At 62.7% G+C, this 13,756-nt stretch carries 9 protein-coding genes and 1 pseudogene; 8 read left to right on the top strand and 2 right to left on the bottom strand.

Features of this window, described 5'->3' with window-relative positions:
• From CHB86_RS24940 to CHB86_RS20265, 5 genes and pseudogenes are all read left to right on the top strand, one after another.
• Positions 1-351: pseudogene (locus tag CHB86_RS24940) on the top strand (hypothetical protein); the annotation flags it as partial.
• Between the two features lie 34 nt (positions 352-385).
• Positions 386-1,237 carry an ABC transporter permease gene (locus CHB86_RS20280; RefSeq protein WP_089234930.1) on the top strand — a complete coding sequence of 284 codons (852 nt, stop codon included), beginning with the start codon at positions 386-388 and terminating at the stop codon, positions 1,235-1,237.
• A complete protein-coding gene (locus CHB86_RS20275; protein ID WP_089234929.1) occupies positions 1,234-2,013 on the top strand; it encodes an ABC transporter permease in 780 nt (259 codons plus the stop codon). Before CHB86_RS20280 ends, CHB86_RS20275 begins: the two co-directional genes overlap by 4 nt.
• A 23-nt stretch (positions 2,014-2,036) precedes the next feature.
• Complete coding sequence (locus tag CHB86_RS20270) at positions 2,037-3,119, top strand: ABC transporter ATP-binding protein (protein WP_217898350.1); 1,083 nt, start codon at positions 2,037-2,039, stop codon at positions 3,117-3,119.
• On the top strand, positions 3,116-3,904 hold the full coding sequence (locus tag CHB86_RS20265; RefSeq protein ID WP_089234927.1) for a 5-formyltetrahydrofolate cyclo-ligase: 789 nt from the start codon (positions 3,116-3,118) through the stop codon (positions 3,902-3,904). Before CHB86_RS20270 ends, CHB86_RS20265 begins: the two co-directional genes overlap by 4 nt.
• Here CHB86_RS20265 and CHB86_RS20260 read toward each other — a convergent pair.
• Positions 3,829-4,845: a LacI family DNA-binding transcriptional regulator gene (locus tag CHB86_RS20260; RefSeq protein ID WP_176442955.1), complete on the bottom strand. Its 1,017-nt coding sequence runs from the start codon at positions 4,843-4,845 to the stop codon at positions 3,829-3,831. The two genes, CHB86_RS20265 and CHB86_RS20260, sit on opposite strands and share 76 nt — an antisense overlap.
• A 110-nt stretch (positions 4,846-4,955) precedes the next feature.
• Here CHB86_RS20260 and CHB86_RS20255 point away from each other — a divergent pair, with 110 nt between their 5' ends.
• Positions 4,956-6,350, top strand: coding sequence for an ADP-ribosylglycohydrolase family protein (locus CHB86_RS20255; protein WP_089234925.1), 1,395 nt, complete (start codon positions 4,956-4,958; stop codon positions 6,348-6,350).
• Positions 6,351-6,420: 70 nt separating this feature from the next.
• On the opposite strand, the gene CHB86_RS24315 is transcribed toward CHB86_RS20255, so the two are convergent.
• Positions 6,421-8,019, bottom strand: a complete 1,599-nt coding sequence (locus CHB86_RS24315) for a M10 family metallopeptidase C-terminal domain-containing protein (RefSeq protein WP_141134943.1) — start codon at positions 8,017-8,019, stop codon at positions 6,421-6,423.
• Between the two features lie 924 nt (positions 8,020-8,943).
• Between CHB86_RS24315 and CHB86_RS20245 the strand changes: the two genes are divergently transcribed.
• Both CHB86_RS20245 and CHB86_RS20240 read left to right on the top strand, forming a co-directional pair.
• On the top strand, positions 8,944-11,217 hold the full coding sequence (locus CHB86_RS20245; RefSeq protein WP_089234924.1) for an exopolysaccharide transport family protein: 2,274 nt from the start codon (positions 8,944-8,946) through the stop codon (positions 11,215-11,217).
• Between the two features lie 364 nt (positions 11,218-11,581).
• Positions 11,582-13,630, top strand: a complete 2,049-nt coding sequence (locus CHB86_RS20240) for a Calx-beta domain-containing protein (RefSeq protein WP_176442954.1) — start codon at positions 11,582-11,584, stop codon at positions 13,628-13,630.
• The last annotated feature ends 126 nt before the right edge of the window (positions 13,631-13,756 follow it).

Here is a 13,756-nt window from a genome sequence, read left to right as displayed (position 1 = left end):
TCAAATCAAGAAGGGCAAAGGTGGACGACTTTTACGCCGCCCGCAGCAGGGTCATCCCGCCGCTACCGTGGCCGACTTTCTCACCGCCGTTCTCAGGCCAATTCGCCGAATCCGGAGCTGGCCGCGATGTTCATCGACCTGGCTCTGAGCCCGGCGACGCAGGAAGCCTATGCCGAAGAGCTCCTGTTCGGCCCGACCAACTCAAAGGCGGAACTCAGCGAGCAGGCGGCTGCCGACACGATCAACACGCCCGACGAGGTCGAAGCGCTGCTCCAACTGGATTGGCCCTTTGTGATCTCGCAGCGCGCCGATTGGACGGAACGCTGGAACCGGGACGTTCTCGGGCAGTGATCCGCCGCTCGTCCACGCATGTTGGGGGCGCACGATGGTAACGCGGGGTCATGCGCGGCTGCTGGTGGCGCCGGGGCTTCTGCTGGTGGCAGGTGTCTTCCTGGCGCCATTCCTGTTGCTGGTGGCCATGAGCTTCTGGTCGCAGCCGGAAGGCACATTGCTGATCGACCCGACCCCGACACTGGAAAACTACCGGCGGATCTTTTCGGACGACTACTACCTGCGCGGCCTGGGGCGGACCTTGTGGCTCAGCCTTGCCACGGTCGTGATCTCGCTCGTCCTGGGGTTTCCGGTGGCCTTCTGGATCGTGCGTCGGGCGGGCCGGTTTCGGCGGCTGGTAACGGCTCTGGTGCTGTTGCCGATGGTGTGCGGTGCGCTGCTGCCCACGCTGGGGCTTGTCAACATCCTGTCCCCCTTGGGTCTCATCAACGGGACTCTCAAGGCTCTCGGACTGATCGACCGCTCGATACCTTTGCTGGGCACGCAGGCTGGTATCCTGATCGGCCTCGTGCAGGCCTTCCTGCCGTTGATGGTGTTGCCCTTGGTGGCCGTACTCGACCGTCTCCCGCCAAGCTTCGAGGAAGCGGCGATGTCGCTCGGGGCGCGACCGTCGCAAGTCTGGCGCCGCGTTGTGTTTCCGCTCAGCGCTCCGGGGGTTCTGGCTGGCTCGACCCTCGTGTTCTGCGCCGCGCTGACGTCCTTTGTGACCCCGCAGATCCTTGGGCAGGGGAAGATCGCCACATTCGCGGCAATGACCTGGCAGCAGGCGAGCCTTGTGCTTGACTGGCCTTTCGCCGCTGCACTGGCGATGGTGATGCTGGGCTTGATTGCCGTCCTGGGAGGGCTGCTGGTCGCGCTGCGCCGAAGGGCAGGGGGACGGGCATGAGACGGTCTCTGCTCGCGGGCTTCACGTGTCTCGTCGTGCTCTTCATCATCGCGCCGCTGCTGGTGCTGGCGTTCTCCAGCTTCGACGACGGCAAGTTCTTCCGGTTCCCGCCGCGCGAGCTGTCGCTTCGGTGGTATCGCGCGGCCTTCGCCAGCGCGGAGTACCGAAGTTCGCTGGTCAACAGCGCGGTGGTCGGAGCGCTGGCCACCACTATCTCCGTGGTGCTTGGAACCACCGCGGCAGTTGGGCTGCACCGGGGAATGCTCAAGTCCCGCGCGGCGCTCGAGATGATATTGCTTGCGCCGCTGACCCTGCCCCTGGTGATCTGGGCGATTGCGCTGCTCCAGATCTATTCCTGGCTTGGCATTGGTGGCACCTTGCCGGGGCTGTTGCTCGCGCACGCGACCTTCACCCTGCCGTTTTCGGTGCGGATCATGCTGGCCAGTCTCGCCTCCATCGACCCCGGTCTGGAACTGGCGGCGCGGTCGCTGGGGGCGAAGCCGGCGAGAGCCTCTGTGCGGATAACCCTGCCTCTGGCGCTGCCAGGGGTGGCGACATCCGCGGCCCTGTCGTTCTTCATCTCGTTCAACGACGTGATCGTATCGACCTTCATTGCCGGTTCCAGCTGGATGACCTTCCCGGTGCGGCTCTACTCTCAACTGCGCGGTCAGGGGATCGACCCTACCACGCTTGCCATCGGCACAATGATCATCGTCTCGATCCTCGTGGCGGTGGTCCTTACCGAAGTCATCAGCAAGAGAGCCCTGCGGACATGACCGCCTATCTGACGCTCCGGGACGTGGCCAAGCGCTATGGCCGCGCTACGGCGCTGCAACGCATCGACATGGACATCGCGCGGGGGGAGTTCCTGACGATTCTCGGACCGTCTGGATCGGGAAAGACGACGCTTCTGCGGATCCTCGCCGGTTTGCTCGATCCGGACCGAGGCGCGCTGGTGCTTGACGGGCAGGACATCACCCGCGTGCCGACGTGGGATCGCGACATCGGCCTGGTATTCCAGAACTACGCGTTGTTCCCGCACATGAATGCGCGGAGCAATGTCGGCTTCGGATTGGACATGCGCGGGATCCGGGGCGGCGAGGCCGAGCGCCGCATCGATGAGGCGCTGGATATCGTCTCCATGCGCGACTTCGGAAACCGTCGCCCGGGAGAGCTGTCCGGTGGCCAGCAACAGCGTATCGCGATCGCCCGCGCCATCGCGATCAAGCCACGGTTGCTCTTGCTGGATGAACCCCTGTCCAACCTCGACGCGGTCCTGCGGCAGTCGGTCAGGGTCGAGCTTCGGGAATTGCACGAGCGCACCGGACTGACCACGATCATGGTTACCCACGACCAGGTCGAGGCGCTTACCCTTGCCGACCGGGTGGCGCTTATGGATTGTGGCGAGGTGTTGCAGGTCGACACCCCCGAAGGTCTCTATGACCATCCTGGAACTGCGTTTGCCGCGTCGTTTATCGGCAGCCCACCCGCCAACCTTCTGCCGGTCGCGCCCCACGAATGGCCGGGCACGGTCAGCATTGGCGGCGCCACCTGGCGTCCCGACGGTCCCGCAGCCCGCTGCCTTTCCAACCTCGATCGCCCGGCCCGCCTTGCGCTGCGCCCCGAGTGCTTGCAGCTGGTATCGGCCGATGCGCCGGGGGCGATCCGGGGGCGACTCAAGGCGCTGGAATACACCGGCGGCGAACGGCTCGCGCATGTGGAAATTTCCGGGGCCGGCCCGGACACGCCAGCGCTTCTGGTTCGCGTTGCCAAGGCCGCTCTCGAGACAGGGCAGACTGTCTGGTTGAGGCCGGACTCGGTGACAGGGCTTTACGACAATGACGGCGGCGCCAGTCTCGCCGTTCTGCAATCAGGAGAATGAATGTGTCGAGCAATGCCGGAACATGGGCAAGGCGCAGCCCGCCCAAACAGCAGCTTCGGGAGGAAATCTGGTTGATGCTGGAGGAAACCGGGATCGCTGTCGGTCCGGCCTCGGGCAATATCCCGAACTTCGCCGGGGCGGATATGGCGGCCTACAATCTGTCATTGACGTCCGAATGGCAGGCGGCCCAGACGGTCAAATGCAATCCCGACCCGCCGCAGATCCCGATCCGCCTGCGCGCGTTGTATGCGGGCAAGGTGCTCTATGTACCGGTGCCCGCCCTGACGCAGCAGTTTCCCTATCTTCGGCTCGATCCGAATGTGCTGAGGGTGAAAGGCGTCAGCTTCGAGCTGGCCGCCACGTCCGAGGGCTACATGATGCACGGCGAACGGATCGAGTTCGACGAGGTGCCAGCGCTGGATTTCTGCATCGTCGGCTCCGTCGCGGTGTCGCGCGCAGGCGGCCGCACCGGAAAGGGCGCAGGCTTCGCCGATCTCGAGACTGGCATCTTCCGCGAGATGGGCACCGTGAAACCCGACACGCCGATGGTCACGCTGGTCCATTCCTCGCAGCTGGTCGCCCCCGAGCGCGTGCCGATGATGGCCCATGACAGCCCGCTGACGATGATCGCGACCGAGGCCGAGCTGATCCGGGTTCCGCCCGCAGGTTGCGTGCCGGCGGGTGTGGACTGGGATCTGGTGCAGCCAGATCAGTTTCGCGACATTCCCTTCCTCGCGGCCTTGCGCGACCGCCTGGCGGCAAGGGACTCCGGAGAGGGCGAGTGAGAAGCGGTCGTCGCCCGTTCCACAAGTTCCACCGGCAGGATCCTGGTGTTCGGCGGTGCAATGTCGCCGTCAATGCGGCGTGCCAGCTGGTTCACCGCACCGCATCCAAGCTCCAACAACGATTGGCGTATCGTGGTCAGGCCAATCAGCGGCCAGGAGCTCATGCCGATGTCGTCGAACCCGATCACCGAGACCTCGCCGGGGACATCGACGCCGAGATCGCGCAAGGCGGAGAGCGCTCCTATTGCCACCAGGTCGTTCACGCATACCACGAGCGACACATCGCGCCGCGCAAGGTTGCGCTGCGCGGCCGGGCCGAGCGCGGCGGTAAGGGGAACAGTCTCTTCCCAGACGATTTCGCAATGCCCTTCGGCAGCCTCCAGAAACCCCTGCCGTCGTGCGCGACTGGAGGCGATCTCGTCCGCGCCGGACAGCAGGCCGACACGGGTATGGCCCAGCCCACGCGCGTGTTCCGCGATCAGCCGGCCGCCCCCGGCGTGGTCTGCCTGAATGCAGTCATGGCCCGGCAAGGCGCTGTCGAGCGTCACGATCGGGAAAGGGGGGGCTCCGTCGACGTCGAACCCCGGGTGCAGGACCGCCACCGCGCCGTCCACGCCGAAACCTGCCAGCATCCGAAGTGCTTCCGCCTCGCGCTCCGCTGTGTCACCGGAATTGACCAGCAAGGTCGCCAGTCCCTTGGTCTCGGCATGGCTCTGAACGGCCTCTGCGATCTCGGGAAAGATCGGACTTACGAGCGTCGGGAGGATGCACCCGATCACGTTGTGGCGGCCGGTCTTCAACGAGACGGCGGCCCGGTTGCGGGCATATCCGAGGTCGCGTGCGACCTCGCGCACCAGTCGATCTACCTCTGGCGTCACCTTTCCGAGATCGTTCATCACGTAGGATACGGTGGCCGAGGACACGCCCGCCGCCTTTGCCACATCCCTTATCGTGACACGTTTTCGCAAGATGCCCCCGTCCGGTCGTTCAGTTGGAGCGTAGCCGGGAACCGACAGGCAAGACCAGCGATAGCACCATTCAGGAGCGCGGCATGAAAGCAGCCGAACACACCGCACATCTGTTGCGCCACACTGCCCCGAAACTACGCGCCGAAGACGAACAGACCTGGGATGCGTCGGAGTTGATGCGGCAACAGGATCACGAGTTGATGCAGTTCTGGGCCTCGAATGCACCTGGGTCCGGGGCGCCGGAATGCCTGATGGCGGGGGCGCTGCAATCTTTGGAAAACAAGGGGGTCGTACTGGGGGACTACGGCCCCTTGTTGCAGCAAGGACTGGCCGCGGTGGATGCCAGCGATATGGAGACTTTGCTGCGCGTCGACATGAAGCTGCGGGCTCTTATGCGCGCGGGGCGGCAGGATCCCACGCATCCATCTCAGGCCACAGTTCGTTTTGCCGACTGGGAGAGCTTTGATCGCGAGGTCGCATGGCCGGAAGACCTGTCGGTGGAAGCGGCGACGCTGCCGGACAGGATCGCGGCCGGTTGGCTGGGGCAATTGGTCGGAGCGGCAGCGGGCACAGCGCTGGAAGGGTACACTGCCGAGAATATCTCCTCGAGCTTCGGCGAGATTACCGGCTACCTGCGTCCGCCAAACACGTACAACGACGATATCACCTTCGAACTGGCATTCCTCGAGGCCTATCTCGCACATGGTCCCGATGTGACCTCTCGGGCGATCGCCGAGAACTGGGTCGCGATGATCCCGTTGGGCTGGTCCGCTGAGGGCGTGGCACTGGACAACCTGCGCCGCGGCGTGCTGCCTCCGCAGTCAGGACGTTGCGGCAATCCGTTCGACGAGTGGATCGGCGCACAGATGCGCGGCGCGATCTGCGGCATGGTCGTGCCGGGACGGCCGCGCGAGGCCGCAAGGCTGGCCTGGATGGATGCCGAAATCAGCCATGCCGGCAATGGCATTCTCGGCGAGGTGTTCAACGCTGTTCTGTGTGCGCTGGCCTTCGACCCCGGCGACCTGCGGGATCTCCTGAAGCGCTGCGTCAGCCTTGTTCCCGCTCAAACCGAGTATGGACAAGTGGTCCGGCATGCCCTGGACGCCTGCCGGTCGGGTTCCGACTGGCAGGCAGCATGGGCGGTGTGCGACGACGCCTATCGGGACTTCAACTGGATTCATGTCTATCCAAACGCGGCTGCGCAGATCATCGCGCTCTGGTTTGGAGGAGACGATTTCGACCGCACGCTAACCATCCTGTGCGGTATCGGTCATGACGTCGACTGCAACGCCGCGCAGATGCTCTGTGTTCTGGGGCTGCGCCACGGGCGCGGGGCGATTGCGTCCCGATGGAGTGAGCCGCTGCTCACGCAGGACATCGTCACCTACATGCGTCGTCCGAAGACCCTGTCCTTCGAAACGCTGGTCGCGCAGACGCTGCAAGCGATCGAGATGGTTGAGCGGATCGAAGCCGGGTGACTGCACAATGCCCGGAGCCTTGCGCAAGGCAGCGGGCCGACCGCTTTGACGCGGTCGGCCCGGGTTTGGATCACAAGATGAAGTCGTTGTCCGTCAGGGCAACGTCGCCCTCGATGTACAGCTGGAATTCCACATCGAGGTCGTCGTCGACATTGCCCGAGATCACCGTCTTGCCAAGTTCGGAATCGAAACTGATCGCGAGTTCCCCCGGTGTTCCGGAGACTTCGCCGAAGACGATCTCGAAAGCCTGGTCCAGACTGATCTCGCGGTTGGCGTCGATCGCAGAGACGTCGATCCGGTCTCCGGTCTCGAAGTCCATGATCGTATCGATCCCGTACGAGGCGCGGGAGTCGCTTTCCCGAGCGTAATACGCGACATCATCTCCGCCTCCGCCCCAGATCAGGTCGGCGCCGTCGTTCCCGCGGATGACATCGTCGCCGGCGCCGCCACGGATGTGATCGAGTCCGTTCCTGCCATCGATCTTGTTGTCAGCGTCATTGCCGACGATCGACTCGTCGCTGTCGTCGCCCTTGAAGCTTCTTCCGCGGAAGGTCGGGTTGGCATTCCCTTCCTCAGGCTCAGGCTCAGGCTCAGGCTCAGGCTCAGGCTCAGGCTCAGGCTCAGGCTCAGGCTCAGGTTCAGGTTCGGGCTCAGGTTCCGGCTCGGGCTCGGGCTCAGGTTCCGGTTCGGGCTCGGGCTCAGGCTCAGGTCCCGGCTCCGGTTCAGGCTGCGGGTCGGGTTCCGGCTCGGGCTGCGGCTCGGGTTCGAGCCCCGTTTCGGAGCCCGGATCCGACGGGGCTTCCCCGTCCTCGTGGCGTTCTATCCATTCGGCGCGGGCTTTTTCCCAGTAGTCGCGGGCTTCCTGCCCCTGGAGGACCTCCCATCCGTCCGGCGGCATGGGATAGTCGTCGGGCAGCGGCGTGTCCGAAAGGTTCAGAAAGACATTTCCCGACGACTGAATGGTATGATCCCATGCGTCGAACATGCTGCGATAGCTGCGGTGTTCGACAACCTCCAGCGCGAAAACGCAGTCGATGAAGCGCAGGTTCGGCGTGACCTCGCCATCGGTGGCGGAGTCCGTCTTGATGAAGGATCCATGGGTCATCTCACCTTTGTAGAGCGACGGTTGAAGTCTCAGCAGGACTCCCTCCATCGTGACCGTTTGATCGCTTCCATCGACCGGGCTGGACGACGAGGGGTCGATGCTCAGGCCAGCGTAGACGCCATCGAACAGGGAGTCGCGGATCGTGCCGCTCAGTAGCCTGTCGTTCTCTACGGCATCGTCACGGGCGTCGGACACCCAGACATTCTCGATCAGAAAGTCGTCGCTGTTCCACGAAACGCGGATTGCGTCCCATGTTTCCGTGATGCGCCAATCCCGAATGACCACCCCGGGCGTATCCTCTGTGCGGATCGCGGCAGCATTTCCAAGATCATAGACACTGCGCCAGGCGCTTTCCTGATCGATGTTGCCCTCGATCGTCCCGCCTTCGATGATCACGCCCGGAGAATCGTAGACCATGATCGGGTAGGGATTGCTCTCCCCATCGCTGTCATCGTTGTCATGAATGAAGGTAGCGTTGGCAGCATCGATTACAGATCCCTCGTCGAGACCGGAAATCTTGTACGGCGAGTAACCGTAATCGCCTTCCAATGTGATGATGCTCATTTGTCAACACTCCCTTGGGAGTGTATCGCGATAGACGTGCGTGATTTGACGCTTGCAAAACGCTCAGGCATTTCAAATGCCTGTACGGTATTTGAGGTCATTTTCTGCTCCGATACGTGGCTGCCAATGAGGTGTAGCCATGTAAGTTGTTTTTCTTGTGGCAGCTGCATTCTCGCAGCCGCTTGCTTCCGTGAACCGATAGATGACTCGGTGGATCATGAAAGGCAAACCTCGTCCGGAATGTCGGCGGAATTGTGCCCAATGGCATTGAGCATAAATGGAAAATTTCCATCGCTTGGCCTCGGGGTTGGTGAATCCCGTGGCGGTTCTATCGCCGCTGTCGCGTTAATGGCGCGGCCTCTCAATTGTACCTCTTTAGGGGTATGAGGGAATTGATGTGCGCCACAATTTTGCCACGAATCCCCGGGCGCTAGGGCTCGGCGGTCAGCCTTCTACCCTCGCGCAAAGGGCGAATCGCCCATTCTAGGGACCCGTTACCCCCTTATGGCTCTTCGTCTGCCGATGCGATGATGAGACAACAGGAAGGAGCATTGTAACCCGCTGCCGGCTCCGAAGGCACATCAGACCTACGGGCGATCAACCTGGGTCTGGGGTTCTTCGGCAGGCTGATGTCTGTGGAAACTGTTTTGGGAATTATCCCTAACAGTTTCTCGCGAGATTGATGGAATTTGGCAGCTGTTTTGTTTGAGTTGGGGTGCGAAGTGAACGTGCTGGGGGAAATTGAAAGGACTGATTTGCAGCGCGGTTTTTGCGCGGAATTCCTGTGTCGTCCTTTGGGGCGAAAGGTTTTGATCGGGTCGGTGATGGATTTTCAGTTCTCGTATTTGGGTGGCATTATCTCCGACTCGGCTGATTTTTTCAGGATTGTAAATTCTCAAGCTGGTGCATTGCCGAGGTTGGTCGATGATTTATAGCGATTCCAACTCTTTGCATTTTTATCATGTCACGACCCTCCTCAGACGTCGCTGGCTCCTGATCGCCGGGTTCGTGCTGCTCGCGTTGGGGTTGACCGTGGCAGCGGCGATCCTTTTGGAGCCGAGGTACACGGCGAAAGCACAAATTCTGTTCGAGCCGCAGGTTCAGAATGGGACTGCCGTCATTGACGAGGCTGCGGTTGACACGCTCGTCGAGATGCTCATTTCGCCAAATCATGTGCGCCGCCTCGCCGAAAGTCTCGCGGAAGATCCCGGCGAGCGCCTTCAGTCGAAGGAATCCGCGGGCACCTCAGGTGAAAACCTCGCCGGTCCCGGCGCACGCCAAGGCTCGCTCGGAGAGCTTCTCCAGCCCCTGGTGTCGAACCCGGCCGTCAGCAGGATCGTGGAAGCCGCGCAGGCGCCGACGCCGGAGCCTGCGCTGGACTACGAAGCGCTCACGCGCGGGTTGAACGCCTTCAAGGAACATCAGTCGCGGCTGATCGCAGTCACCTATTCCTCGACCGATCCAGAGGTCTCCGCCATTGTCGCGAACCGGGCGGTCGAACTGTATCTCGACCTGGAGGCAAGGTTCCTTCGCGAGCGGCGGGCGGATTTCATAGCGTCCGTGGCCGAACGCATCCCGGATGCCCGAACAAACCTCGACAGGGCGGTGTCGGAGCTCAGGGGGCATCAGACAAGGTTCGGATTGAGCGAAGCGGCCGAGACCGATACGACGGCCGTGCAGATCGCCGACCTGAACCGACAGCTGTCGATCGCGCGATCGGATCTGAACGTGCTCGTGTCACAACTGGATCGTCGCCAGGCTGCAAGCCGAAGCGGACTGGAGCAGGGCACGGTCCTGGATGTCGTTTCGCAGCAGGACGACGCGTTGCCTGAAGCCATCGCCTGCGCTTCGGATCTGGATTGTCCGAAGAAGCCTTATACCGCAAACCTCGAGCGCCTGGCGCAGGACCGGGTCGCTGCCGAAAGCCGCATCCGGGATATCGAACGCCGGCTGGCCTCGCTTCAGGTTGTCAGCGTCGGTCAGAGCGAAGCATGGGTCAGGGTTCGGGAACTGGAACACCAGGCGGCCAGTGCGGGCCAGACCTATGAAAGCCTTTTGCGCCGACATGCTGACCTTCAGGCGGCCCAGAACGACCCGCCGTCGGCGCGCCTGATCACATCCGCCTCGATCCCGGTGGCGCCCAGTACGCCGCACCCGCTTCTTTTCCTTGTGCCGGCGCTTGTCGTGTCGCTGATCGTCGGCGGAATGATCGCGGCGTTGCGGGAACGGCTCGATCAGCGCCTGAGAGGTGAGCGCGACGTGAAGGAAGCCCTCGGCGTGCCCTGCATCGGCCTCGTTCCCAGGATCTCCCGGCGCAAGATCGGGAGACTCCAGGAACTCCTGCGCGATGAGCCCTTCGCGAATTTCACCGAGGCGATCCGTGGCGTGTACCTCGCATCATCCGGCCGCTCGGTCGATGGAATTCAGCCGACAACGCTTCTGATAACCTCATGTGCGACGGGTGATGGAAAGACGACCCTTGCAGCCAGTCTCGCGATCTATGCTGCGCAGTTGCGACGGCGAGTCCTCGTCATCGATCTAGATTTCCGGAATCCCGGCGTCGCGAAGCGGCTGGGCAACGGCGAGCTGGATCGTTCTGCACTTGCGGATGACCTTGCCCGAGCGAGCCTTGGCAGTCATGCCGATACGCAACAATCGACAATGGCCGAGGGAGTCACGCAGGGAGCAAGGGACGGGCGGTTGCCATGGAATGGCAGCGACGGGGCTCCCGTTCGGCCTGAAGCCATTGTCGAGCACGCCCTTGCAGCCGATGCCGGCTTGACCGCGAGGCTTGGGAACGCGGTGGTCACGGCAAGAGACACTGGTGTTGATTTCCTGTCGTTGCCGAAATCTGAAATGGATCCTCTCTCGGTCCTGGCGGATGACCATTTCTCAGAATTCCTTGCGCACCTGAAACAGTACTACGACTACATCCTGCTCGACAGCGGCACGGCCGAGGATGCCGCGGAGACGCAGTTGCTGGCCTCGATGGTGGATCGGGTGATACTGGCGGTGCGGTGGGGGCAGACCGACGCGCAGACCGGGCTCACTGCCATCAACCGCATCCGAAGCATGAGCCAGGATGCTTCACTGCCGGTCAGCGCGGTCGTCAACCAGGTCAATCTGCGGGTTCACATGCGCCATCGGTACAGCCAACCCACCCGGGCCGCTGTCATGCCCGGCGCTCACCCCATTTGACCTGACGAGAGGTCGTCTCGAATGGGCGGGGGTGTCCGGAGACGCAGCGCGAGGTGTTCCTCCCGGCAAGCGGGCGGCCCTCCGAGCCGCAGCGCCGTCGTGCTTGTGGCCCCCTGATGAATCCAGTGCGATCAGTGGTTTGGGGTAGCCGATGGCACTACTCATGCTCATCCGGCCTCCCCCACAATTGCCGTAACGCCTGCGGCCAGTGCGCTAGAATGAATGCATAGCTTTTCGCATCCGGAGCGGGATGCTTCAGGACACAGCCCGGTCGCGGTCCGGCGGACGGGAGGTGTGTCAGACGAGGTTGCAATCGTCCCGGGAATTACTTGGCGAGTTCTTCAGATCAGAAAAGGCCGAACAGATGACCGATAGCTTGGCGTGGATCAGTATTTTCAGCACCCCTGGTGACTACTGGGGCAATCCGCAATCCGGTGAAGGGGGCCCCGAGTTCTTCGATGTTTTCGGTACGGAGTCCGGCGAGGACCTGATCGGCTCCGACCGCTGGGAGCGGATGTACGGACTTGGGGGGAACGACCGTCTCTATGCCAAGGGCGGCAATGATGAACTCTACGGCGGCGCTGGAAACGATCTGCTCAACGGTGGCGAGGGGCGCGATCTCATGTTCGGCGGGGCTGGAGACGACAGCTACTACGTCGACGATCCCGGCGACATCGTCAGCGAGGAGACGGTGTCCGGCACGGACGACGGGGGAACCGACACCGTCAAGAGCTACATCGGTTTCACCCTTGGCGACTATGTCGAGAAGTTGCAGCTGTTGGGAAGCGCTTCGGTCGATGGGTCCGGGAATGATCTGAGAAACAACATCAAGGGCAACAGCGGGGACAACAGCCTGTTCGGCGGCGGTGACCGCGACACGATTTACGGCTATGACGGCAAGGACATCATCGCCGGCGGCGAGGGGCGCGACTACCTCTATGGCGGGGACGACGCAGACATCTTTGTCCTGCAGCCGGAAGCCGGGGAATGGGACAAGATCTACGATTTCTCTTCCGATGACCGCCTGGCGATCTATGGCAGTGATTTCGGCCTGTCCGAGGGCGCGGGGTTCACCGGCGGTGTGCTCGATGCGGATTACTTCGTCACAGGGTCTTCCGCGACGGCTTCCGGGCATGGCCAGTTCGTCTACCGGGCGGACAAGGCGGAGCTGCTCTGGGACCCGGATGGCACTGGGTCGGAGAAAGCCCTCAGGATCACCCTGATGCAGTCCGGGGCGACCCTGAATGCCAGCCAGATCATTGAATTCGGCGAGAGCGCAAGCATCTCGGTCTCGACCTTCGGCTCGGCGCCCTTGTCCGAGGATGCCGAGGCGGCCTATTTCGTTCTGAAACTCTCACAGCCGCTTAACGAGGATGTTCGCATCACCTTCAGCACCGTCGATGGGTCGGCGCGCGATCAGGATGGAGATTTCTTCGGGATCAGTTCGGGCAGCATCGATCTGAAGGCGGGTTCCACCACGGCCTATGTTCCCGTCGTTCTACAGGATGACGATGTGCAGGAGGGAACCGAGAGTTTCTCGCTCAGGATCGACTCGGCGACCTTCATTGGAAGCGGTGCGGCCGTCGCGATTGGCACCGGGCAGGCATCCGTCTCGATCGTCGACGAGGGTCCCAAGGTCGTGGCCGAGACCGCCACCGCGTCCCTCGGATTGACGGATCCCTCGGGCATTGCCTACGACCCGTTCTCCGACACGCTTGTGATGGTCGACTCCGAGGTCGATGAAGGACCTTTCTTCCGGGCCGAAAATGTCGTTGCGCTCACGCTTGACGGCACGCTGAAACAGGCCAACGAACTCGGGTTCACGGACGAGCCGACCGGGCTGACCTTCGACCCGCTGACCGGGCGCATGTTCGTGACTGACGACGACGCCTACAAGGTGTTCGCGATCGATCCGGAGCGGCCCGACACCGTGCTTTGGGAATTCGACACAGTCCCGCTCGGCGGGAACGACCCGGAGGACATTGCCTTCGACTCCGAGACCGGAAACCTGTTCATCGTGAACGGGATCGATCGAACCGTCATCGAGGTGGACCAGCTCGGAACACAGCTTGTCGACTCGTTCGTGCTGGCGCCTGAGATCCTCGATCCCGAGGCCCTGGCCTATGATTCCGAGGAAGAGGTCTTCTACGTGGGAGGCGGCTTCAGCGACAGCATCTGGAAGCTCGACCGCGATGGCGAGATCCTTGAAGTCATCACGGTGTTGGAAGGCGCCCGGTCGCAGGATCTCAACCGCCGTGTCAACGTCAAGGACATCGAGATTGCCCCCGCAAGCAACGGCTCCGGCGAAAAGCACCTCTACGTGGCCGACTACGGATGGTCGCACGAGGACGACGGCCGCCTGATCGAGATCGATCCGGGCGACACCGGCGGCTACTGGAGCGTGGTGGCCTGAAATCGGCAGGGGCGCACCCCGAGCGCCTCTGTACGATCGGCACCGCTCATATGGATCGCGAGCCAGTGGGCGGAGAAATGTCCGGAACTTCGGCGCACGTCCCCTGGGCGTGCGCCGTTTTTCGGC

Origin of the sequence: Tropicimonas sediminicola, assembly GCF_900188335.1 — a bacterium.
In the GTDB taxonomy this organism is placed as follows: domain Bacteria; phylum Pseudomonadota; class Alphaproteobacteria; order Rhodobacterales; family Rhodobacteraceae; genus Tropicimonas; species Tropicimonas sediminicola.
Note: the sequence above shows the minus strand (reverse complement) of the source record. Positions and strands in the feature narration are given on the sequence as shown.

Excerpts from the sequence above, each read along its gene's own strand:
- CHB86_RS20240 (WP_176442954.1), top strand. The coding sequence starts at position 11,582 with ATGACCGATAGCTTGGCGTGGATCAGTATTTTCAGCACCCCTGGTGAC.
- CHB86_RS20255 (WP_089234925.1), top strand. The coding sequence starts at position 4,956 with ATGAAAGCAGCCGAACACACCGCACATCTGTTGCGCCACACTGCCCCG.
- CHB86_RS20280 (WP_089234930.1), top strand. The coding sequence starts at position 386 with ATGGTAACGCGGGGTCATGCGCGGCTGCTGGTGGCGCCGGGGCTTCTG.
- CHB86_RS20265 (WP_089234927.1), top strand. The coding sequence starts at position 3,116 with ATGAATGTGTCGAGCAATGCCGGAACATGGGCAAGGCGCAGCCCGCCC.
- CHB86_RS20275 (WP_089234929.1), top strand. The coding sequence starts at position 1,234 with ATGAGACGGTCTCTGCTCGCGGGCTTCACGTGTCTCGTCGTGCTCTTC.
- CHB86_RS24315 (WP_141134943.1), bottom strand. The coding sequence starts at position 8,019 with ATGAGCATCATCACATTGGAAGGCGATTACGGTTACTCGCCGTACAAG.
- CHB86_RS20245 (WP_089234924.1), top strand. The coding sequence starts at position 8,944 with ATGATTTATAGCGATTCCAACTCTTTGCATTTTTATCATGTCACGACC.